Genomic DNA, 21994 nt, shown 5'->3' on the forward strand with positions numbered 1-21994 from the left:
CGCCCGCGCGGCGGCGCCTAATTCGGATTCGGCTCCAGCAGGAGCCTGGTAATCACCGGCGGGATGGGGGTTTTGGCGGTGATCCAGCCGACGGGATAGACATCTTTCTGATTGTCCCGGTAAGGCGAGCGCTCATAGAAGAACGCGAGCCGGGCGCGCGGGTTGGCGGCCATATCGGGATTGGCCTTGAGCCAGGCATCGAACTCGTCGCGCAGGGCAGGCTCTTCGGCGAGCATGCGGTCCGCCATCGGCCCCATCACGTAATCCTCGAAGTATTCCTTCTGCTCGAAGATTGGCGTAAAGAATCCCCAGCGCACGAGCGCATCCGGCCCCTGCGGGTCGAGCAGATGTACGGCCAGCGCCGCTAGCGGCGTATCGAGGCGCACAAGATACGAACCCGCCGGATACACTCGCGTCTCATTCATCGGATGCACGTCGTAGTCGACCATGAACCGGCCCTCGAACGGCCTGGGCGCGAAACGCACGTTGTTGAATCGCACGCTTTGAAGATCGAGCGTCACGGCCTCGGGCAGACGTTGCACAAAAATGCCGTGCAGGCCGAGGCGATCGGCCACCTCGGACCACTGCGGCGGAATGAGATATGCCCGCGGCACCGCCACGGATCGCACGACCAGGTCGGATCGGATCAGTCGCGACGGGACGTCAACGGGCCTGGACTCGTCCCAGACCGGCAGCTCAACATTTCCGGCTTCGCTCTTTCGAAATTGATGCTCATACGCCTTGAAGATGAACGGCTCGCCCTCGGCGTCGGCCGGCTGACTGGTGGCGAGTACGACGCGATTGTTCGGCGGATTTTGTGCGTGCAACTGCCGCGTGGCCAGATCGGCGTCGGCGATGGCGCGTCGCAGCGATTCGGGGTCGGTGTTGACGAATTCAATGGTGCGGACCAACAGATCGTAGGTGGCCTTCACGCGCCGTTCGAACGACTTGATCATGTGCGTCTCGACGAGAATGGACACGCGATTGGTGATCGGGCCGTAGCCGGTTGAAAATCGCGGGAGAAACTCACCGGCGACAATGCCCTTCGCGGGATCGGTGCGATCGCGCATGTCGAAATAGACCTGCGGCACATGGCCGTCGGCGGCGAGCAGCGTGAGCAGGTGCGATTCAAGCTGGCGCGACCACTTGGCGAGCGGCGGGGCGGTCTCCGGTCCGCTGGGGATGAAAAAAGTAATGTCGTATTGGAAGTCCGCGCCGTCGGTGGTATGCGTATCGAAGAAAAGATCGGGCTTCCAGTCCTGATACATGCGCAGCCAGGCGCGCGTCTCCGGCGTGTCGACCTTCATGAAATCGCGATTGAGATTGATGTTGGTTGCATTGGCCCGCCAGCCCATGTTGGTCGGGCCGTTCTGATTGATTCGGTTGAACTCGCTGACCCGCTCGTGGCCGTCGATGTTGTAGATGGGCAGTATCAGCAACGTGACATGATCGAGCAGGGCGGCCTTCTCGCGGGTGACGGCGATGTCTCGCATCAGCGCGAGGCAAGCGTCCTTGCCCTCGATTTCACCGGAATGGACACCGTTGTAAATCAACACGGTGCGCTTACCGGTGCGGGCGGCGGCGGCGGGCGTGAAGGCCTGATCGCGCGAAAGCACGACCAGCGGCATGTCCCGCCCCTGCGGCGTCGTGCCGATCGACTGGACGCGCACCCAGGGTGAATGCTCCGCGACCCGTCGGCAATACTCCACGGTCTCGACATAGGACGCGGTATGCGTGAAGCCGGATTGCTCGGCGCGCGTTCGCCATGCAGTCGGATCGGCGGGTTGAGCGCAGCCGACCATCAGGGCGTAAGGAATGAACAACGTATTGAAGGCCAAACGGAGCGTTTGAGAGGACATGAGGAGGGAGTGTAGAGCGTGGAGAAAACCCGCACAAACGGGAGACGCCGCACGCGGCGCGATAGATGTTTCACGCGGCCCGCGCATTTGAAGCGGTGAACCAACCGGGCTAAACTTGCGGGGCTATGGACGAATCGCGACGCGAAAAGCCCAATGCCGCAGGGCTGCGGATTGCGCTCGTGGCAAGCCGGTTCAACGAGTTCATCGTGCAACAGTTGGTCGAGGGCGCGCGAACAACCCTGCTGGAGCACGGTGCGAGAGCCGAGCAGATTCAGCAGGTCTGGGTGGCCGGCGCGTGGGAGCTGCCGCTGGCGCTCCAGACGCTGGCGGCGAGCGAACGTTTCGATGCGCTGGTGGCGCTGGGCTGCGTGATCCGGGGCGAGACGACGCACCATTTGTACATCTGTGCCGAGACGGCGCGGGGGATCGCGCAAGTCTCGCTGGATACCGGCATTCCGATTGGTTTCGGCGTGCTCACGACGGAGAACGAGGAGCAGGCGATGGCCCGGGCCGGCGGACCGAAGGGGAACAAAGGCGCCGACGCGGCCTTGGCGGCGGTGGAACTGGCGCAACTGAAACGAGCGTGGAAGTAATCGGGTATGGATAGACATCAGTCTCGTATTCTCGCCATGCAGGCGGCCTGCCAACTGGAAGCGGTCGGCACGGCCTTCCTAAGCGACCTCGACGGTTTTCTCGCGGACGAAGGGGCGACCGGGGCGACGGCCGCGCGTGCCCGGCAGTTGGTCGAGCAGGTCGAAGCGCACCTGGTGGAGATCGATGCGCGCATCGCGGCGGCGGCCGTGAACTGGGAAGTAAAGCGTCTTGCACCGGTCGACCGCGCGATCTTGCGCGTGGCGGTTTGCGAATTGGCAATCCTGGGTGATACGCCGCCCAACGTCGTCATCAACGAGGCCGTGGAGATGGGCAAGGCGTTCGGCAGCGCGGAGAGCGGCTCGTTCATTAACGGCTTGCTGGATTCCATTGCGCGGCGGTTGGCGAGCGAGCGATCCGGTGCTGCGGCACCGGAGGGTGTTCCCGCACCGGAAGCGACAAGCGAGGCACCGCATGGGGCTGTTTGATCGGTTCAAGAAGGCGCTAAGCAAGACGCGATCGGCCGTGGCGAGCGGTTTTCGATCGGTGCTGCCGTTCGGTCGCAAGATCGACGAGGCGCTGCTGGATGAAGTGCACGACACGATGATCGGCGCGGACTTCGGCCCGGCGACGGCGGCGGGATTGATCGAGGCGGTGCGCGCGGCGTGGAAGAAGGGCGAGATCAAGGAGTCACAGGAGATCATCGCGTTTCTCAAGCGGCACATCGTCGGAAAATGGCCGGATGACGCGCGATCCCTGGCGAAGGCGGCCAGCGGGCCGACGGTGGTGCTGGTGGCGGGGATCAACGGCAGCGGAAAAACGACAAGCGTAGCGAAGTTGGCGAACTATTTGAAGAAGGATGGCAGGAAAGTCGTACTGGCGGCATGCGATACGTTCCGCGCGGCGGCGGTGATGCAGCTTGCGGAGTGGTCGAAGCGATGTGGCGTGGACCTCGTGAAGCACGAGCAGGACGCCGATCCGGGCGCCGTCGCGTTTGACGCGTGCGAGGCAGCGGTCGCGCGAAAGGCCGACGTGCTGCTCGTGGATACGGCCGGGCGGCTGCACACGCAGGACAACCTGATGCGCGAGTTGAACAAGATTCAGCGCGTGGTGGAGAAGAAGATCCCCGGCGCGCCGCACGAAGTGCTGCTGGTGCTCGATGCGACGATCGGACAGAACGCCGTAAACCAGGCGCGGGTCTTTGCCGAGCATGTGAAGGTAACGGGCATCATCCTCGCGAAGCTCGACGGATCGGCCAAGGGCGGCATCGTCGTCGGCATCCGCGATCAGCTTAATGTGCCGGTGAAGTTTGTCGGTCTCGGCGAGACGATTGACGATATCGAGCCGTTCGACCCGGAAAAGTACGTTGAGGCGCTGTTCGCGGAGTGATGTTGGCCGACCAGGAACCGATTGCGCGAGCAATCACGTGGGGATATCCCCCACCATCACACCGAGTGCCCGCTCGATGGTGCTTTGAATTGGGAGGAGACACTCCGTATCGCCATTCGCCAATCGACGTCACGGCCGCGAGTCGGAAGGATCGAGGGAGGACGATACCGGCCAATCTGTCAGGAGCGGTTCCTGTTCCTCCCTGGGCCGGCTCTTCCAGCGGCGATGAATCCAGAGGTATTGCTCGGGAGCCTGGCGAATCATGTTCTCCATTGCCGCCGAAAACGTCTGCGTGATCCAGAGTAATTCGTCAGGCTGACCTTCCCATTCCTGTGGGTGGATGATGCGCTCGACGTGAATCTCATACTCAAACCGCCGCGGTCGCAGCCGCCGGGCGCAGCCGACGATGATCGGCACACGATGCGAGATCGCCAATAGGCCGATGGACTTATACGTTGATGCCTTGCGCCCGAAGAAATCGACAAACAAGCCCTTGCTGCCGGCGTTCTGGTCGGCGATGAAGCAAAGCGTCCCATTATTCTCCAGTACTTCCTGCGCCGAGCGCGTCACGCCCTTTTTATACAACAGGCGCAAACCGCTCCGCTCGCGCCGATCGAGCAGGAATGAATTGATGTACTCGTTGTCGAGCGGGCGCATCACCGCGTCGATATCGAAGCCCAGGGTCGCCAGCGTGTAGCCGAGCAGTTCCCAGTTGCCGTAGTGGCCGGTGATCATGATGCAACCGCGGCGGGCCAGCAGCTCGCGGATCGCGCCCGACAGATCGCCGAGGCAGACGTGCCGCGCCCAGGTCCATTGCGTGATGTAGCGCGGCGCAAGCAATACCTCGACCGCCAGCATGGCAATTTGTTGCATCGAGGCCAGGGCGATCTGCTCGACGCGGGGCGTGTCCCATTCGGGGAATGCAAGGCGAATGTGCGTCTCGGCGCGATTACGGTGCTCGCGGAACTTATGCAGCAGCCTGTTCAGCGCTCGCTCAACCCCCGTGAGCCAGCGAAACGCGCCCATCGCCGTGAGCCTTCGCGGAAAGCGCATCTCCGGAAGCGCACGCGGCAGGTGAAACCACACGCCCCCCAGTGCCGACATCAGGCGAAGATTCCAATCGATCGGAAACATCGCCATCGCCGTGGCGACGCCGCGCAGCGCCAGGTAGGCCGCATAATCGATCCACCGGATGCGCTGCTTCATGCACGAAACCCGACCGCGACAACCCGCCCCCGCCAGGCCCTCCGGTGCGTCGTGGGGCGCGAGGGGCTACTATACCCGAATGATGCACGGTCGCTACCGAATGCCCCGCCCGGCAGTCTTCGCGATGCTTATGGCGCTGTCCGTGATCGCGCTCTTCCTGCCGCCGCGCTGGACCGACGGCCTGAAGCACGTCGTGCAACTGATGGTTCCGGCCCAGGACATGGCCTACACCGCGGCGCACGCGGCAGCGCGCAGCGCCTCGTCGCTGGACCCGAAGCGATCCGCCAGCGCCGACGCCGCCCACGAACAACTCGTGCAGTCGATTGCCTCGCAAGCTGCCCTGATCGAGCAACTGGAAGCGCAGAACCGCCGCCTTAGCGCGCTGCGCCGTGATCATCTCGATGTCCACGTCCCGCTTCTGGCAGCGCGCGTGGTGTCGCTCGATGTGGTCACCTGGCGCGATTCGCTGCTCGTCGCGCGCGGTTCCACCGGCGGCGTTTCCTATCGGGATTGGGTGACGGCGAGGCTCTTTGCCGATCGCGGCTTCGCGTCGGACGTCGCGGACCATCAGCCGGTTCTCGCAACGCACGGTCTGATCGGCCGCGTCGAGCAGGTCAGCCCGTACTTGTGTCGCATTCAGCTGCTGACGGATATTGGCGCGCCCCGTGTCGAGGTACGCGTCGCGCACCTGCAAGGCAGCGAAGCGCGGATGATCGACTACCCGTGCAGCGTCAAGGGAATCGGCCAAGGCCGCATGGCGATTGATGACATTGACTACCACTGGATCGACGGCGCCGCAAGCGCCGCGGCACCGGCTGATTCCGCGCGGGCGACCGCCGATCGAATAACCGAGGGCGATCTGGTCTACACCGCCCCCGGCGCGCTGGGACTGCCGCGGCCGGTCGTGGTTGGAAAAATCGTTTCGCTGGCGGAGAATCCTCGCCGGCGGCTGGTGTACACGGCGCAGGTCGCGCCGATGCAGCCGATGGAGGACGTGCGCGAGGTGTACATCGTGCCCCTGACGCCGACCGCGTCGCTCCAGGTTCCTAATTAGGAGTTTGTCGCTAAAATGAGGCATCGGCCTGACCCCCGCCGCCGTTCTCTCCCTTCCCGGTTCAGCGCGGATTCCGCCGGCGAATTCGAATCCCCGCGTCGAAAGAGCGAACCGGCGGCTGACATTCTGTTTCAGGACGACGATTACGTCATCGTCAACAAGTCCGCGGCAGCCTGGATCGACGAACCGCTTGACGATTCACCGTGCGTGCAGGATGCGCTGGTCGCCGCAGGCGTGATGACGGGAGATCACAACGCATCACCGGTCTACCCGCTCGAACCGGGGCTTAGCGGTGTCGCCCTGCTCGCACGAACGCCTCGCGCCATCGAGGCTGCGAATGACACCATTCTATCCGACGGATTGCACCTGACGTGCCGCGCGATTGTCCAGGCGCATTTGCTCACGCGCGAGGGCGTCATCCCCGGACCGGTGCCGCAGCGGCTGCGCTCGGGCCCGGCGCTGCGATACCTGGATGCCTGCGCCGGCGAGCCGCACACCGCGTGGACGATGGTCGACGCGCTCGTCGCATTCGCGGTGATCGATTGCCGCCCGTTTCCCGCGTATCCGTCGCTCGTTCGCGCGCACCTGGAATTGGCGGGCATGCCGCTCGCCGTCGATCCGGCGTTCGGCGGCGCGCGTTCGCTCATGCTCTCCTCGTTCAAATCGGGCTATCACCCCAGCAGGCGTCACGCCGAGCGCCCACTGATCTCCCGCACGAGCCTTCACGTTCATCGCATCGCGTTCACGCATCCGTTCACGCGTCAACCGGTTCAACTGGAAGCCAGACCGCCCAAGGATTTTCGTGCCACGTTGCACCAGCTTGATCGCTTCGGGCGCATTGCCAAAGGCTAGACGTGCCGCGCTACAACCGCTTCGCCGGTTTTCGGCTTGAGCAAAAGCCTCGCCCTGCATATGCTCGCTCTGGCGAGATCGCTCCATCATTCCGGACACTCGCCAGAGGTTTTCCTCCTTGGCCACACAGACGCGATTGTTCCTGACATGCTGGTTGATGCTTGGCGTCGCCGCTGCTTTTGCATCGGCCCAAACCGTGACGACCCAGCCCGGCGAGGTTCAAGTCGAGCTGCGACCCACATCCGCTTTGCGAGATGCCGCGACCATCATCGAAACGCTTGAGAAGCTGCGCGCGGAAATGCAAGCCCTCGCTCCCACCACTCGGCCCGTGACCTCGCAGCCGACGACCCGACCCGACGCCGATCTTCCCAGCCAACTCGACGGATGGAGAATCGAACTGTGGCAGGCCCTGGCCGAATTGGAATCGCAGCTTAGCGAGTTGCTCCGGTTAACGCGGACCCTGGACGAGGCCGCGACCGACACCGAGGTCGAAGCGCTGACCGGACAAATCAACGAGTGGAAATCGCTCACCCGGCAATGGTCGGAGCAGCCGCTGCCCGATGAGATCAGCGATGCCCTGCTGGCAGAGCGAACGCGTCAATTTGAGGAGTTTCAGAAGCGTCTGGAGGAGCTCACGACGACGCTGACCCAGCAGGAGGCCCTGATCAAGGACGGGTTCAAGGCCCAGCGCGATCGGCTTAAGACGGAACTCGCGCGGGCATCGGCGCTGCGTGAGACGCTCGTGGCGTCGTATGAGCTGGACTTGAAGTCGGCGGATTCCGATTCGCAGCGGGAGATCGTCACGTCCCGGCGGCGCGTTGCGTCGGCGCGTGTTTCGGCGCTGGAGGCCTCGCGTCAGGCCATCGACCTCAAGGAAAAGTCGACCCAGAAGGAGCTGGAGCGCAATCGCCTGCGAGCCGAAACCCTGCGACCGCTGGTGGCCGCCATGCGCGAACGATTGGCCCGGCTGAACGAAGAGAAATCGCGTTCGCGTGCGGATAAATTGCGTCGCCAACTCGAGACGGCGAACGTTCCCGAAACGCGCAAGGCGTATCTGCGCCTTCAGTTGCTTTGCGAAGAACACAAGGCGCGCCTGCATCAGTCGATCAATCCGGACGTTCTGGAGCGGTGCTCGGAATCAGACGTGGCGGAGATGACCACCGAGCTCGCGCGCGATACACAATACTGGGAGCAGTTCGGCGAATCGCTTTCGCGTCGCAGCGCCGCCGACGTGTTGGCGGCTCACGCACAGGCCAATCGCGAGGAAGTGAGCGCCCGCCGCCAGTTGCGACACCTGCTTGATCAGATCGACCAGACTCTCACCGAGCAGCGTACGATCGAGGACCTGGAGCGCAAGGCGCTGGAAGCGTTCGACGTTCAGGCGGCGGCCTATCGTAATCTGGCCGCCGGTGCGATCGACACGGAAACGATCAAGTTAAGCCAGGAAATCGGCCAGATGCGCATCGACCTGCGCAACGAGCACGAAGACCTGCTCGGCCGCCAACAGGTCGTGCTGGAGCGATTGCGCAAAGCCCTCGACGTGGCACGGCGCCGCGTGCAACTTTGCGAGCAGGCGGTCAGCCGCTTGTACTGGTCACACCTGATCACCCGCGGACCGCATTATTTCGACACAAGTCGCTATAATGCGCTGTCCGCGGAGACTGATGCGATGGCCGCCGGCGTGCTTCGCGACGTGGCGCGGCAGGCCTGGACCTCGACCCGAACCCAGGCCCAGTCGATGCAGCGCGGCGACTGGGTTGTCGTGGCTCTCTCTTTGATGGCCAACGTCCTCGTAGCCTTCTGGCTGATGCGCCGGCTCCCGTCGCTGCGTCAATCCGGTGCCGCCGCGGCAACCGCTGAATCGGCGGCCGCCGATGGCGCCGAACCCGAACCGCTCACCTTTGTCCAGCGCCTCATTCCACAACTGGGAAGATCTCTCCAGCGCGTGATCCCCTGGCTCCTGCTCGGTTCGATAATCGGCACGCTGATCGTTACGCTGGGTTTGACAGGTTTGCCCGCACAAATCGGTTACACCGTGGTGGGCTTGTGGGGCGCGTTCTGGCTTTCCAGCGCCGTGCTGCAAATCGCATTTTTAGCCCCGAAGACTCGTTTTCGGGTGATCCCGTGCAGCAGTGTCGTCGCACGGCACTACCTTTGCTGGGGGCGCGTGCTCATTGCCCTGGCTGTCCTGCTCCTGGTGCCCAGTCGGATTCTCACAGCCGCCGGCGTGCTGCCCACGACGGCCGCCCTGCTCAACGAATGGTTTAAATTCACCGCTACCAGTGCTTTCTTCCTTTTCATGGTCCGGCGTGAGGCTGTGCTCAACGTCTGGCCGCGCGCGCTGCGCGGGCGATTCGCCGGCACGTTCACGACCCTCCATACGATCTACCCGACGCTGGTTCTATTTGTACTGGGGCTGATTTTCTGTCGCGTCGTCGGGTACACGGCGCTGGCGGATTATCTTTCCCTGGGCGCCGTCTCGACGATCCTGCTCCTGCTGGCGGCATCGGTGATCTACCAGGTCTTTCGCGACATCCTGATTCGCGTCGCCGCACGCATTCGTACGGCCCGCGAGAGTTTTGCACTGTCCGCTACTCCGGCGGCCACGTCGGCAGTCGCAGCAGCCCAACCCAACGCCGAGGAGGTCTCCCCAGCGCTTCCTACAGAGCAACTGCCGTCTTCCATTCGGCTGCCGTTGAGCGGCGCAAAATGGCTCCTGTTTCTCTCCGCACTGGTCGGCTCGCTGAACATTTGGGGCATTCGTCCCTATGAAATCAAACGCCTGCTCGACTTCGGACTCTGGGAACACAACGGCCAGCAGGTGACGCTCTGGCGCATCGGCGGAGCCGTTCTGGCTGTGTTCGCGGCGGTGGTCGTATCGCGCGGCATCCGCCAGACGCTGCGCACGCGTTTCTACCCGTCGCACCCGGGAATCGACGTCGGCGCCCAGGCAGCGATCAACACGCTGCTCCATTATGTGATTACATTCATCGGCATTTACGTCGGCCTGGCGACGCTTCGCCTCGATCTGGGCGCGCTGGCCGTTCTGTTTGGCGGCTTGGGACTTGGCATCGGCCTTGGCCTGCAATCGCTGATTGTGAACTTCGTCAGCGGCCTGCTCATCCTGTTTGAACGCCACATCAAAGTGGGCGACGTGGTCCTGTTGCAGGACAAGCAGGGCGAAGTGGTCAGCATCAATATGCGATCCACGACGTTGCGCACGCCGGACGGGCTGTACATGGTCGTGCCCAATGGTGAGTTTATTAATCAGAAGGTCGAGAACTGGACCCTGCGGCGCGACCCGATCCGCGGACTGCTCACGGTCGGGGTCGCCTACTCGTCCGATCCCAAAGTCGTGCGGCAGACGCTGCTGGAAATCGCCGAAGCCGAGCCGCGCGTGCTTTTCAATCCGCCGCCCGAGGTCCATTTTCTCGGCTTTGGAGACAGCAGCCTGAACTTTCAAATTGCCGCGTGGTTCCGTACGACTGGCGACCGTTGGTATGGCATGATCGACATGCGCTACGCGATCCTGAAGCGCTTCGCCGACGCGAAAATCGAAATCCCCTTCCCGCAGCGTGATCTGCACGTGCGCAACGCATACCTAGACGTGCGCCTGCGACGCGATCACGATGCCGCTGACGCGCCGGATGAACCAACCAAGCCCCCGTCGCCGTAATCGGCCCGCGCGCCTGCCGGTTCAGCCCAGCCGCGCCATAACCGCCGACATCGTCTCGCCGATGCCGGCGCGAATGACCAGCGCCGCCGCGAAGTCCAGCGGGGTACTCTCTCGGTTGAGGATGACCACGCGCGCTCCGCGTTGCATCGCCGTCACCGGCAGACCCGCCGCCGGCTGCACGACGAGACTCGACCCCATCGCGATGAACAGATCGCCGCTGGATGCCAGTTGAATTGCCTCGCGCATCACGTCGGCCGGCATCTGCTGACCGAACGAAACAGTCCGTGACTTGAGCAGCCCGCCGCATGCATCGCAGCGCAGGTCCCATTCTCCAGCTTCCAACCTCGATTGGATGTCACGCGCGCTCCATCGTTTGTCACATTCCAGGCAATGCACCGTCATCGCCGTACCGTGTATCTCCACGACGCGGCGGCTGCCGGCGCGTTGATGCAGCTCATCAATGTTCTGCGTGATGACGCCCAACAGTTTGCCGCGCCGCTCCAACTCTGCCAACGCGAGATGACCTGCGTTAGGCGTCGCGGCGAAGAACGACGGCATCATCTCGCGGCGAATCTCCCAGAACCGCCGCCGCTCCGCCGGATCATTCAGAAAATCGTCAAACATGACCGGGGCATGACGCGACCACAGGCCGCCGGGGCTGCGAAAATCGGCGATGCCGCTTTCCGTGCTGATGCCTGCTCCCGTAAACGCCACGATCCGCCGGCTCGCCCGGAGCCACTGCGCCAGTTGATCGACGGCGGCATCCATTCCATCGCTCACGGTCACTGCCCCGCACCGGCTGCCCACGCTCCGTCGAGCGTCTTCAGAAACGCCTCGATTTTTCCCCGCAATGCATCGCGGACCTCGCGCGCCCGCACCAACGCTACGTCCGGGGCTGGCTCATGCGACGGATCCGGCATCGGCCACCGGTGCGTCGCCACGCTGCCACGCAGCGCCGGGCAGCTCGTTGCCGCGTGATCGCAGACCGTCATGACGTAGTCGAACGTCCGTGGGCCGAAGGAATCCAGCCCCTTGGACCGCTGCGAGGAGATATCGATGCCCGCCTCGCTCATGACCCGAATCGCCAGCGGATGCACAAAGCCCGCCGGGGCCGACCCGGCCGAGAACACGTCGATCCGATCGCCGGCCAGATGCCGCATCAAGCCCTCGCCCATTTGCGACCGAAACGCGTTGCCCGTGCATAGAAACAAGACGCTTGGCTTCTTATCGTTCATCGCACACTCCCATCACCGCATTGCCCGCTCGACCACCGCCCGCTCCGTCGCCAAGGCCGACGCAGGCCCGGCGTCCTCCAACGGCGCCGCGGGCACACGCTCCAACAGGACCGATTCGCGAATACCTGCTCGCCGCGTTTGCTCCGCCCGCAGCAGCAGCCACGCACCGCCGAGCATCACAAACCCGCTTCCCCACTGCCCCGCCGTCAGCGATTCGCCGAACAGGAGCGCGCCGCCGATGGCCGTCAGAAACGGTGAGATTTGAACTATCGCCGTACTCACAGCCACCCCCAGCCGCGTCATCGCAGCATAATAGCACGTATGCCCCGCCGCGATCCCGACCAGCGCCGAGACAATCAACAGAAACCAGTTCATCGCCGAGAGATTCAACGCCTCCAGCCCATGACGGCGCCCCATGGGTATCATCAGAGCGACCATTCCCAGCGCCGTCAACAACGATATGACAGAGAACGCCGTAAGCGACGGCACGCCGCGCATGCAATAGCGCACCGACACGCCATACAGCCCGAAAAACGCGCCGGACAGCAAGGCCATGACGATTCCGAAACCGCCCGCTCCGCTTAACGGGGTCGTCCCCACGAGCACCGTTCCGACCGTGCCCCCCGCTACCAGCGTCATTCCCATCCAAAACGTCGCGCTGCGCGCCAGCGGACGCTCATCCACAAACAGGATCAACGCGCCGGCCGTCGACGAGATCAGCGACACGCGAAGAAGGAACCCTGCCAGCCCCGGACCAATGTAATACGGCGCGAACGCATACAGCACTTGCCCCGCGATATTGAACGCGGCCGGAATGAAGGCGCGCCGCCACAATCGCTCGGGCAGGTCGCCGCGCCGCAAGCCCATCAGCAGGATCGGCAACCAGAAGATTGCCGCGATGCTGTACCGCCAGCCATTCGCCGTCCAGGCATCGATGTGCCCGGTCAGGTGTTTCAGAAAGAGCAGGACGGTGCCCCAACTGACCAGCGTCATGGAGACAAACGCGATGCCTGCGGCGCGGGAGAGGGGCTTGAATCCGGTCATTCAGAGCAGTGTAATCCGCCGATAACGCGGCCGCACATGCGGCACGGAAAATGCTAAATCCATGGTCGCAGGGCGCCGGCTGCCGAGCGGATTGCGTAGGGCGATTCATGCTGCGTCGCGGCCCGCACCCGCTGCGGATCAGCCCGCACCTGGAAAGGGGTTGGCCATGCGTATCATGAACTATGCCACGCGTGATGTCGTCACCCTCTCACCCGGCGATTCCATCGACCGCGCGATTTCGATCATGGAAGAGCGAGGGTTTCACCATCTGATCGTGCGCGAGAATCACCGCGTCGCCGGCATGGTCAGTGACCGAGACATTTTACTATCAACCGGCTGGATGCTCGCGGTCGAGCGTCAGGCCGATCCGGGCAAACCCCGCTCGGTCATCGGCCCGACCCTGATCGGGCAGATCATGTCCTCGCCGGTGCATTGCGCCATGCCGACGCTGGGCGCTTACGAAGCGGCCCGCATCTTTGTCGAGCGCCGAATCGGCGCGCTGCCGATCGTCGACGGCGACCTCCTGCTCGGCATCCTCACCCAGACCGACCTGCTCTGCGGCCTGCGCGATCATTTCCGTATGGACGACCTGGCGGACAGGCTGCTGGAGTCCCCGATCTCCTCGCTGATGCATCCGCGCATCGTGACGACCGCCCCGACCAGCGCCATCTTCGAGATCGTGAGCATCTTTCGGCATCATCACATTCGGCACGTGCCCGTTGTCGAAAACGAAAAACTCGTCGGCATCCTGTCGGACCGCGATGTCCGCCGCGCCATCGGCTGGGCACACATCCGCGACATGCAGGCGGAGGCCCAGTCGCGCGTCTTCGAGGCACCGGTCGTCGTGGAAGACATCATGCAGCGCGACGTACGCACCGTCGCACCGGGCGAAACCGTGCGAGACGCCCTGGCCAAGATGCTCGAATCGCGCTTCCATTCCCTGCCCGTGGTACAGGATGATCGGCTCGTCGGCATTGTCACGCAGACGGATTTTCTCAACGCCGTCGCGCGGGAGTTCCTGCTCTGAATCTGCGGAGCAAACATACTTGAATAAAGCGAATAGGCCGCACGAATCCGCCTTGCCGTTTCGCGGCGCATCGCCGACATTCGCTCCCTTGCTTGCCGACTCCAGAGCGATATCATTTGCTCGCACCCAGACGAACGGAACAGACGAACGAATCAACCAACTGGAGACCCGCACCATGCGACGCGCCAAGATCACCGTCATCGGAGCCGGAAACGTCGGAGCCACCTGCGCCCATTGGGCCGCCGCGAAAGAACTGGGCGACATCGTGCTGCTCGACATCGTCGAAGGCCTACCCCAGGGCAAGGGACTGGACCTGCGCCAGGCCTCACCCATCGAGCGTTTCGACGCCAACATCGTCGGCACCAACAACTATGCCGACACCGCCGGCAGCGACATCGTCATCATCACCTCCGGAATCGCCCGCAAGCCCGGCATGAGCCGCGACGACCTGCTCAACACGAATATGAAGATCGTCCGCTCTGTCAGCGAGGAGGCGGTCAAACACAGCCCCGACGCCGTGTTCATCGTCGTCTCCAATCCGCTCGACGCCATGGTGCAAACCTGCTGGAAAGCCACCAAGCTGCCGACGCACAAGGTGCTGGGCCAGGCCGGCGTGCTCGACACCGCTCGCTACCGCACGTTCATCAGCATGGAGCTCGGATGCAGCGTCGAGGACATCACGGCCGTGCTGATGGGCGGCCACGGCGACGACATGGTGCCCCTGCCGCGGTACACATCGGTCGGCGGCATCCCGGTGACGGAGTTGATTCCGCGCGAAAAACTCGACGCCATTGTGAAGCGCACGCGCGACGGCGGCGCGGAGATCGTCGGCCTGCTCAAGACCGGCAGCGCCTACTACGCACCGGCCGCGGCGACGGTGCAGATGGCCGAAGCGATCATCAAGGACAAGAAGCGCATCCTCCCCTGCGCTGCGTACTGCAAGGAGGAGTACGGCGTCGGCGGCTACTTCGTCGGCGTGCCGTGCGTGCTGGGCAGCAAGGGCATGGAGAAGGTCATCCAGCTCAAGCTGGATGCCGACGAGCGCAAGTTGTTCGAGGCCAGCGTGGCGCACGTGAAGGAACTGGTGGCGTGGGTGGAGAAGAACTGGGCGTGAGGTACCGCATCAGTCACTGGCTCGATTACTGATTGGCAGGTGTGCATGCTCCAGCCGACTGGCGGAGGCAACAGCCGGACGCCCATTCTGCCGCGGCCTTAACTCACCTCCATGCAGAACCCGTATTCCTTCAGGATGCGCGGATGGATGACGCCTTTGACGCGATCCAGCACGCGCTGTTTAAGTCGGGTGCGCGGATGAAGTTTGCCTCGCGCCAAGGCGCAGAGCACGAGGTAATCCACGATGCAGCCGGGGGTCCACTCGATGCCGTGGCGATAGCCGATCACCGCCAGCGCCCCGGTCTCCTTCAGAATCTCGCGCAGATCGACCTTTTTCAGCACTTCGCACGCCGAGATATACAACACGCGCCCGCGGCACTGGCCGCGAAGCACGTCAAGCAGGTCGCCGAGCTTGACCTTGCGCTTCCAGTTCTCCATGAGAAACTTGCCCGGCTCGCCGTGCATGGAGAGATACAGGATCGGGTACTTCGCGTACGCCGCATCGCACCATTTGCGCAGGTAAAACAGCAGGCTCGGCCCGGTCGCCGCCGTGCGCAGGATGAAATCGACGTTTGACTTATCCGCCTCCTGCACGAGTTTCAGGATGTGCTCCATCGTGTAGCGCTTGCGGAAGTCGGACTCCCACTCGGCCTCGATGCAGTAGATGCCGTTGCAGGTGATGGCCATGCGCGACGATGCCCCGGAACTTCGGCCCGTAGAGCATGGTAAGGTGAGGGTGCGGCAGCGGTCGAGCGTCGGCCAGCGCGCGGTCAGATTCGGGCCGGCGGGCACCGGCGGCGACGCGTGAAAACCGCGACCGCGATCAAAAGCCCCGCCGTGGAAGGTTCGGGGATGCCGACGAGGCGAAACCCGATGAAGTGGGACTCCGTCGTCGGGCGCGCCCAGTTGCGGAGCGCTGCGTAGAGATCCGAATTAATACTCAAATAGCTGCCTCCCCGGATGCCCCGATTAAATGTGGGAAAGGCCGTCTCATTCCACTCCCAGACATTGCCTCCCTGGTCATACGTCCCGTAAGAACTCTCGGAATTCTCATGTGACCCGACGATCGTTCGATAGTAGGGCGAGCCGATGGTCATCCCCAGATTGGAGTACGTCGCATTGTTGCCCGGGTCGGGATTATACAGAAGGTTACTGGGAATGTTGTTGCTGGCAGTCGGGTAGTTCCAGTAATTGCCCGCGAGGCCGTCATTCTTGTGGTAGGCAGCCTTGTACCATTCGCTTTCAGTGGGGATGGCCCAGGCCGCGGTGGGTCTGCGCGTGATGGCCATTAACTCGGGGATCGTCATCGCACCGTTAAGATAGTACGCGCCATCCTCCGTGGTGGATAGATTTTGCGGCCCGGTCGGCTGGCCATTCTGAAGCCAGTTTGCGAAACGAGCAGCGTCCCCCCATGAAACGTAATTCACCGGACGGTCGGCCCAGTCCTCTGGAACGCTGTACGTATAGCTGCCCGGCTGGCCGCTTCGTTGAATGTTCGCGCCCGAGGTCACTCCCGTCGTGCTCCCCATGCTTGGGTTGTACAACCCGTGCGGATCGTCAGCCGCCACGGCATTGAGAAAGGCCGTGTACTGCCGCGCCGTCACCTCAAACTTACTGATTCGGTATTCGTAATTGACGCTTCCGATGGTCGGACCGCCGGCATTCATAAAACGCGAGTCACCGCCGTTGCCGACATGACCAACCGGAACGGTTTCGACAAGTTGAGCGGACGCACGATGGACATTCACAACGGCGACCAACGCCGGGAGCAACACGGTTAATCGAAGTGCCCTCATCATGTCCCTCCGTCGCGCTTCTTGCCGGTTGAGTGTGGATGCCTTCGTAAGGCCCCAGCCGGTTCGCATCGTACAAGAACAGTGGCCCAAGGTATTGCCTTGGATTTGACACGCTATGCTACCGTTCGTGGGCGGCTGTGTCAAGGAGAAAGTCTAATTCTCGCCTCGATAATTGTCACAACTCGTCCGATTCCGACCATTTCGCGCGACACGAAGCGCAAGCATAGAGATCATAACCAGTTATGCTATCGCACCTCCCGGTTCACCGGTTCCGTCAACTTGGCACCCGGCGGCGGCATGTCAAACGGCACGCACGGACCCACCAACACCAGCCCGCCTTGCGCTCGCGCCAGATCACGCACGGCGCGTCGAAACACGACGTTCACCCAGCATCCAGCCCCCAGAAGCGAGCGAGATAGGCCTGCTTCAATCCCGCAAGGGTATCGGCGCTCAATGTGGGCGACGTGAACTGCTTGCGGCCATCGACGTGGACAAAATGCACCGTGGCGGAAGACATACCGCGCAGGATAAACGCTGCTCGGCAACGTGCTCCAATGCAACCCTGGTAGGCACCGGCTCTGTACCGATAGCCTCTTTGAAATAGCTCTGTTGCGTCGACGCGACGATCCGGGCGCGTTCACTTCCCCGGTCGCACGTGAATCACTCTTCCGAACTGATCCACCGTCACGGTTGACCGCCTGGCCGCCTCCGCGCCTTCGCCAGTCACGGTGACACGCCACACGTTGAATTGCTTTTTCGATAGAATCTTGTATCGCTCCGGCATCAGACGAAGCGCGCGCAACTGCTCGACGGCGATCCGCTCGGCCGCACTCGAATCAGGGGTTCGGCCCCTTTCAACCCCGCCCGACGCGCCTTTCGAACGGGCCGTATTCATTTCTTGTATCCCGCGAGCGCGACTGCTCGAGTCGGAGTCGGAACCGGATCCGTTGCAACTTGCAATGACCACCGTCATGAGAATCAAGCAGGCCGTGCGCCATCGAGGCTTCTCCATATCGCGCACTCGACACTCCCGTTGATTGGACTATCAGGTGCTTTGCTCCAATTGAGCTAGCGATCCTTTACTTCACAAGGAGCGCGATCACCAAAATCAGAATCAACACACCCTCGGCGATGACGGCCGTGATGAGCGCCGGATTCGCAGAGGCCCGCGCCACGCCGGCGGCTCGGCCGGCTTCGTACGTCGCGTCTACCTCCCCCGCTCCGAGGCCCTTCAGCAGACTGTCGGCCACGCCTTCTCGCGCCTGAAGCGGCGCTTCGCCCCGCGCGACGCGCTCCAGGTCTTGCAGCATGTCAGTCGTCGACGCGTAGCGCTTGTTGCGATCCTTCGCCATCGCCCGCTCCACGACCTCGCCCAGGCCCGTCGAAATGTTGGGATTGAGATGATCCGGCGGGACGAGCGGCTCCTTCAGGTGCTTCTGCATGATCTGGCCCGGCGTGGTGCCGTCAAACGGGACGCGCCCGGTGACCATATGATACAGCGTGGCCCCCAACGAATAAATGTCCGCCCGGAAATCCACATCCTTCACGCCGCGCACCTGCTCCGGCGAAATGTAGTACGGCGTGCCGTAAGCCCGGCCCTTCTCCGCTTCGGCAGCCGCCTCGTCGCCGGCCTCCCGCGCCAGGCCCATGTCGGCCAGCTTGGCGTTGCCGTCGCGCGTGATCATGATGTTCTTGGGTTTCACGTCGCGGTGGATGAAGCCGCGCGCGTGCGCGTGCTCCAGCGCTCGGGCAATCTGAATGATGACCGCCAGCGCGTCCTTCTCCGAATACACGCGTCGCTCGGCAAGAATGTCGTACACCGTCTTGCCGTCGACATACTCCATGACGAAATAGTGGTAGCCCGCGTACTCCCCGACATCAATCGCCTGCACGATGTTGTTGTGGTTCAGCTTGGCGGCCGCGCGGCCTTCCTTGTAAAACCGCGCGACGAACTCCGGGTCTTCGCTTAATCGCTTCGGGAGAATCTTGATCGCCACGATGCGATCGAGCGAGAGCTGCCTGGCCTTGTACACGCTGGCCATCGCCCCGGCTCCGATCCGCTGCATGATCTGAAAACCGGGAATCTGCTGAAGCGATTGCGACATCGAGTCGTCGGCAGGGTTCATCAGCCGCTTGAGCTGACCCGCCGTGACGATGCCGTATTTCACGAGCAATTCTGAAAGCGATGCGTCCTTGCCCTCGTCGCGGAGCTTCTTCTGCTTGGCGAGAACGGCCTGCACCTCTTCGGGCGTGGCGAGCCGGGCGTCGACGACCATTCGACCGATGGAGCTGTTCGCGCCGGCGCCGCTGCGCTGGCCGGCGGCGCTGCCGCTGCCGGCACCTGTTTTATTGCCGAACGCCTTCGGTTCATTCGCCATGACGATCAGACTCCACCTGTCTTACGGCCCGCCGGAACCAGGTCGGCGCGATGATCGAACCTCGACCGGATAGCAGCACTCCCGAGGAAAAGCCGTAACTCGCGCCGACACCTTACTTTATGGCATTCAACGTCGCCAAGTCAACACGGGTTGGTACAAAACCGGACAGACCACGCGATGACAAGGCTCATGGCGCATGCCAGGGGACATCTTCCACGCCCGAAAACGCATTGGCACATCGCGCCCAGGCGAAGAGAAGATCGCTCAAACGATTGAGATAGATCACCACGTTGGGATTGGGGCAGTCGGCCCCCAGCGCGACGACACGCCGCTCCGCGCGCCGGCACACCGTGCGACACACGTGCAACGCCGACGCAGCCGGCGCACCGCCCGGGAGAATGAACTGCCGTAACGGAGGGACCACCGCGCACGCATCGTCGATCCAGCTCTCCAGCCGTGCGATGTCAACCTCGCTGATTTTCGGCACTTTGTCGCGATGCGGCGCACCGATCGGCGTGGCCAGCTCCGCCCCGACCGTGAACAGATCACGCTGTATGTGCATCAGGCGGTCAACCAGCCGCTGCCAATCCTGCCGCGCGCCGCCGGACGACGCCGCCACCAGCCCCTGTACCATGCTGGTAGCCACGCCGACGAACGCGTTGGTCTCGTCGACGTCGCCATACGCGCAAACCCGCGCATCGTGCTTTCGCACGCGCGTGCCATCGAAGAGCACCGTGCCGCCGTCGTCGCCCTGTTTTGTGTACAACTTCACGACTGGCTCCCGCCTCTCCCCGCATCCGACCAGTCACGTTACCACAATCCAGCGATTGGCCCAAATCCGCCGACCGCGCAGGAAAAAGGCCCGCCGGGCGATCAAACCCCGCGGGCCTTCTTGCACGCTCTTGCCGCGCGTTCGCGGCTCGATTACTCGCCGTCGTCCGAACTGTCCTCATTCGAACTCGACTCGTCCTTATCTTCCGATGACTCGTCGCCGGATTCGCTCTCTTCTGAATCAGACTCGTCGCCGTCATCCGCCATGTCGGCCGCCTCGGCCGCCGAGTACTTCTCGAACATCTCCTTGCACGCCTTGATCAGCTTCATCGGGACGACGAAGTCGATCCGGCTGGCCGTGTCTTCCACCGCCGACGTGACCGCGACCGGCGCGTGCAGGGTCGGCATGTCGAACGGCACTTCGTCCTCTTCGCCAACCACCGCCGCGACTTTCTTCACCGTCTGCATGATGTGATCCACGGCAAAGTACATCTCCGCCACTTTCTTCGCCGGCAGGCCTTTGCTCACGGCCGCGATGCCCGCATCGGTCGACAAGCCGCCGCTCGACTTCGCACCCGTCGCGATCTTCTCGAATCGCTTCTTCCCGCCGCCCATCGAAAGCACGACGTGATTGTCGCCCACGGCGCCGAACCGGATTCGCATGTCCGATCCGAGCACCTTCTTCATCTTCTCGACGTCGCCCTTGTCGCCGTCGGTCGCATCGGCGATTTCATCGACGCGAATCTCGATCGTGTCGGCCTTGCCTCCGCCTACCGTTTCCGCATCCGCCTTGTGGACGATGTGCTTCTTGATCGCGACAAAGTCTTCGTCATCGGAAAGGCCCATCGCCGTCGTAAACAGTTTCCGCAAACTTTCGACAAACGCCGCAGAGTCGTTCGTCTCGGCCACGATCGCCAGCCCGATCATGCCTTCGGCCGTATCTTCCAGCGCGCTGAACGACAGCGCGACCCGCTTCAGGTTCTTATGAAGCTTGAGATACTCCTTGTCCATCGCCGCGAGCTGCTCGGGCGTCGCACCGGGAAGGCGCATGGACTTCAACAGGCCCGAGATCGGCTTATCGCTGCCCGCCGTCTTGCCGACGTCGCTATGATTGATGGTGCTTCCCAGGCTGAACAGGTACTTGTCCTTCGGAAGCACGGCCAGCAGGGCGTCTTCCGTGCCCTGGTCGGCCGCGATCATTTTCTCCAGATCCCCCTCCGCTTTCGGCGTGATCCGCGCAACCACGGCCAAACCGTCGTCGTTGAACGTCAGCCCGAGATCGAATGACGCGACCTCGGTGAACATCTTCATGATGTTCTGCGCGGTCTCGCCGGTGGGGTCCTGCGCCGCCATCGCCATCTGGAGGAACGGCATGGCCATGTCTTTGTACGCCGTCGAGACCGCACCGAGCGAAATGCTCATGTAGACATCCGACGCGCTCATCGCATTGGTGCGGCCTGCTGACACCGCCGATGCAATCGTCTTCTTTGACTTGGCGACCTTGGTCACCGCGTCCTGCCCGGGACCGACGATCACCGCTTTGCCCTTTACCGCGGCAAAGCCCGGCTCGCCCATCACCGTCACGCGCGAAACACCCTCTTCCTCGCTTGGCTCGGCAGACAGCTTCTCCAGAACGGCCTTGGGATCCTTTGCCGGCACAATCGCCACCGCGGCCTCGTTCATACCGCCCATCTTTTGCACATCGAGCACGACCACGCAGACCGGGCGTGTCATGTCAACGGCATCCACGAGGTTCAGCGGGGCCAGGGCCATCGCCGAGATCTGCGGCGGTATCGGCAGGCCCAGCGACTGCTGGAGCCGCGACGCCGTCGAGTCGAGCTGGTCCAACGATCGAATCATGACAAACCCCCAGGCATCGCTGGGAATGAGTTCGAGCGTCTCTTTCACGCCGGACGCCTGCGCGGTTGAGCCAATCGCCAGGGCCGTCAACAGGCACGTGACCGTCCACATTCGTTTCATCATGGGAATCCTTCTCATTTTTC

General features: G+C 63.0%; 19 protein-coding genes. 8 read left to right on the plus strand and 11 right to left on the minus strand.

The annotated features are described in order from the left end of the window. Positions 1 to 17 precede the first annotated feature (17 nt). Positions 18 to 1859 carry a peptidase M14 gene (locus HRU71_02625; GenBank protein QOJ02443.1) on the minus strand — a complete coding sequence of 614 codons (1842 nt, stop codon included), beginning with the start codon at positions 1857 to 1859 and terminating at the stop codon, positions 18 to 20. A gap of 125 nt (positions 1860 to 1984) precedes the next feature. On the opposite strand from HRU71_02625, the gene HRU71_02630 reads away from it, so the two are divergent. From HRU71_02630 to ftsY, 3 genes are read left to right on the plus strand one after another with little or no spacing between them, the layout of a single operon-like run. Continuing rightward, complete coding sequence (locus tag HRU71_02630) at positions 1985 to 2452, plus strand: 6,7-dimethyl-8-ribityllumazine synthase (GenBank protein QOJ02444.1); 468 nt, start codon at positions 1985 to 1987, stop codon at positions 2450 to 2452. A gap of 6 nt (positions 2453 to 2458) precedes the next feature. Next, positions 2459 to 2938, plus strand: a complete 480-nt coding sequence (nusB, locus tag HRU71_02635) for a transcription antitermination factor NusB (GenBank protein ID QOJ02445.1) — start codon at positions 2459 to 2461, stop codon at positions 2936 to 2938. Beyond that, complete coding sequence (gene ftsY, locus HRU71_02640; GenBank protein ID QOJ02446.1) at positions 2925 to 3839, plus strand: signal recognition particle-docking protein FtsY; 915 nt, start codon at positions 2925 to 2927, stop codon at positions 3837 to 3839. The genes nusB and ftsY overlap by 14 nt, the downstream gene beginning before the upstream one ends. A 129-nt stretch (positions 3840 to 3968) precedes the next feature. On the opposite strand, the gene HRU71_02645 is transcribed toward ftsY, so the two are convergent. Continuing rightward, positions 3969 to 5045, minus strand: a complete 1077-nt coding sequence (locus HRU71_02645; protein ID QOJ02447.1) for a lysophospholipid acyltransferase family protein — start codon at positions 5043 to 5045, stop codon at positions 3969 to 3971. A gap of 100 nt (positions 5046 to 5145) precedes the next feature. Here HRU71_02645 and HRU71_02650 point away from each other — a divergent pair, with 100 nt between their 5' ends. The 3 genes from HRU71_02650 (at position 5146) to HRU71_02660 (ending at position 10627) form a co-directional block, all read left to right on the plus strand. Beyond that, complete coding sequence (locus HRU71_02650) at positions 5146 to 6099, plus strand: hypothetical protein (protein QOJ02448.1); 954 nt, start codon at positions 5146 to 5148, stop codon at positions 6097 to 6099. A gap of 15 nt (positions 6100 to 6114) precedes the next feature. After that, positions 6115 to 6951: a hypothetical protein gene (locus tag HRU71_02655; protein ID QOJ02449.1), complete on the plus strand. Its 837-nt coding sequence runs from the start codon at positions 6115 to 6117 to the stop codon at positions 6949 to 6951. Between the two features lie 118 nt (positions 6952 to 7069). After that, positions 7070 to 10627, plus strand: coding sequence for a mechanosensitive ion channel (locus tag HRU71_02660; GenBank protein ID QOJ02450.1), 3558 nt, complete (start codon positions 7070 to 7072; stop codon positions 10625 to 10627). Between the two features lie 21 nt (positions 10628 to 10648). Here HRU71_02660 and HRU71_02665 read toward each other — a convergent pair whose 3' ends face one another. From HRU71_02665 to HRU71_02675, 3 genes are read right to left on the minus strand one after another with little or no spacing between them, the layout of a single operon-like run. Continuing rightward, positions 10649 to 11395 (minus strand): NAD-dependent deacylase, encoded by a 747-nt coding sequence (locus HRU71_02665; protein QOJ04901.1) that lies wholly within the window; start codon positions 11393 to 11395, stop codon positions 10649 to 10651. A 14-nt stretch (positions 11396 to 11409) separates the two neighbouring features. Further along, positions 11410 to 11862 (minus strand): arsenate reductase ArsC, encoded by a 453-nt coding sequence (locus tag HRU71_02670; protein ID QOJ02451.1) that lies wholly within the window; start codon positions 11860 to 11862, stop codon positions 11410 to 11412. Positions 11863 to 11874: 12 nt separating this feature from the next. Further along, a complete protein-coding gene (locus tag HRU71_02675; protein QOJ02452.1) occupies positions 11875 to 12906 on the minus strand; it encodes a DMT family transporter in 1032 nt (343 codons plus the stop codon). Positions 12907 to 13072: 166 nt separating this feature from the next. Here HRU71_02675 and HRU71_02680 point away from each other — a divergent pair, with 166 nt between their 5' ends. Together HRU71_02680 and mdh are read left to right on the plus strand one after the other, a co-directional pair. Next, complete coding sequence (locus HRU71_02680; GenBank protein QOJ02453.1) at positions 13073 to 13933, plus strand: CBS domain-containing protein; 861 nt, start codon at positions 13073 to 13075, stop codon at positions 13931 to 13933. Between the two features lie 175 nt (positions 13934 to 14108). After that, entirely contained in the window at positions 14109 to 15047 is a 939-nt protein-coding gene (mdh, locus tag HRU71_02685) for a malate dehydrogenase (protein QOJ02454.1), read from the plus strand. Positions 15048 to 15145: 98 nt separating this feature from the next. Here the strand turns inward: mdh and HRU71_02690 are convergent, their stop codons facing one another. From HRU71_02690 to HRU71_02715, 6 genes are all read right to left on the minus strand, one after another. Then, complete coding sequence (locus HRU71_02690; GenBank protein ID QOJ02455.1) at positions 15146 to 15733, minus strand: hypothetical protein; 588 nt, start codon at positions 15731 to 15733, stop codon at positions 15146 to 15148. An 83-nt stretch (positions 15734 to 15816) separates the two neighbouring features. Beyond that, entirely contained in the window at positions 15817 to 16845 is a 1029-nt protein-coding gene (locus tag HRU71_02695; GenBank protein ID QOJ02456.1) for an SUMF1/EgtB/PvdO family nonheme iron enzyme, read from the minus strand. A 634-nt stretch (positions 16846 to 17479) separates the two neighbouring features. After that, positions 17480 to 17737 carry a hypothetical protein gene (locus HRU71_02700; GenBank protein ID QOJ02457.1) on the minus strand — a complete coding sequence of 86 codons (258 nt, stop codon included), beginning with the start codon at positions 17735 to 17737 and terminating at the stop codon, positions 17480 to 17482. Positions 17738 to 17921: 184 nt separating this feature from the next. Continuing rightward, complete coding sequence (locus HRU71_02705; GenBank protein QOJ02458.1) at positions 17922 to 19220, minus strand: serine/threonine protein kinase; 1299 nt, start codon at positions 19218 to 19220, stop codon at positions 17922 to 17924. Positions 19221 to 19407: 187 nt separating this feature from the next. Continuing rightward, on the minus strand, positions 19408 to 19992 hold the full coding sequence (locus tag HRU71_02710) for a cob(I)yrinic acid a,c-diamide adenosyltransferase (protein ID QOJ02459.1): 585 nt from the start codon (positions 19990 to 19992) through the stop codon (positions 19408 to 19410). 152 nt (positions 19993 to 20144) lie between these two features. After that, positions 20145 to 21974 (minus strand): hypothetical protein, encoded by a 1830-nt coding sequence (locus HRU71_02715; protein ID QOJ02460.1) that lies wholly within the window; start codon positions 21972 to 21974, stop codon positions 20145 to 20147. Positions 21975 to 21994 lie beyond the last annotated feature (20 nt).

Source organism: Planctomycetia bacterium (assembly GCA_015200345.1).
GTDB lineage: Bacteria > Planctomycetota > Phycisphaerae > UBA1845 > UTPLA1 > PLA3.

Excerpts from the sequence above, each read along its gene's own strand:
- HRU71_02625 (QOJ02443.1), bottom strand. The coding sequence starts at position 1,859 with ATGTCCTCTCAAACGCTCCGTTTGGCCTTCAATACGTTGTTCATTCCT.
- HRU71_02630 (QOJ02444.1), top strand. The coding sequence starts at position 1,985 with ATGGACGAATCGCGACGCGAAAAGCCCAATGCCGCAGGGCTGCGGATT.
- nusB (QOJ02445.1), top strand. The coding sequence starts at position 2,459 with ATGGATAGACATCAGTCTCGTATTCTCGCCATGCAGGCGGCCTGCCAA.
- ftsY (QOJ02446.1), top strand. The coding sequence starts at position 2,925 with ATGGGGCTGTTTGATCGGTTCAAGAAGGCGCTAAGCAAGACGCGATCG.
- HRU71_02645 (QOJ02447.1), bottom strand. The coding sequence starts at position 5,045 with ATGAAGCAGCGCATCCGGTGGATCGATTATGCGGCCTACCTGGCGCTG.
- HRU71_02650 (QOJ02448.1), top strand. The coding sequence starts at position 5,146 with ATGCCCCGCCCGGCAGTCTTCGCGATGCTTATGGCGCTGTCCGTGATC.
- HRU71_02655 (QOJ02449.1), top strand. The coding sequence starts at position 6,115 with ATGAGGCATCGGCCTGACCCCCGCCGCCGTTCTCTCCCTTCCCGGTTC.
- HRU71_02665 (QOJ04901.1), bottom strand. The coding sequence starts at position 11,395 with ATGGATGCCGCCGTCGATCAACTGGCGCAGTGGCTCCGGGCGAGCCGG.
- HRU71_02670 (QOJ02451.1), bottom strand. The coding sequence starts at position 11,862 with ATGAACGATAAGAAGCCAAGCGTCTTGTTTCTATGCACGGGCAACGCG.
- HRU71_02675 (QOJ02452.1), bottom strand. The coding sequence starts at position 12,906 with ATGACCGGATTCAAGCCCCTCTCCCGCGCCGCAGGCATCGCGTTTGTC.
- HRU71_02680 (QOJ02453.1), top strand. The coding sequence starts at position 13,073 with ATGCGTATCATGAACTATGCCACGCGTGATGTCGTCACCCTCTCACCC.
- mdh (QOJ02454.1), top strand. The coding sequence starts at position 14,109 with ATGCGACGCGCCAAGATCACCGTCATCGGAGCCGGAAACGTCGGAGCC.
- HRU71_02690 (QOJ02455.1), bottom strand. The coding sequence starts at position 15,733 with ATGGCCATCACCTGCAACGGCATCTACTGCATCGAGGCCGAGTGGGAG.
- HRU71_02695 (QOJ02456.1), bottom strand. The coding sequence starts at position 16,845 with ATGATGAGGGCACTTCGATTAACCGTGTTGCTCCCGGCGTTGGTCGCC.
- HRU71_02700 (QOJ02457.1), bottom strand. The coding sequence starts at position 17,737 with ATGAATACGGCCCGTTCGAAAGGCGCGTCGGGCGGGGTTGAAAGGGGC.
- HRU71_02705 (QOJ02458.1), bottom strand. The coding sequence starts at position 19,220 with ATGGCGAATGAACCGAAGGCGTTCGGCAATAAAACAGGTGCCGGCAGC.
- HRU71_02715 (QOJ02460.1), bottom strand. The coding sequence starts at position 21,974 with ATGATGAAACGAATGTGGACGGTCACGTGCCTGTTGACGGCCCTGGCG.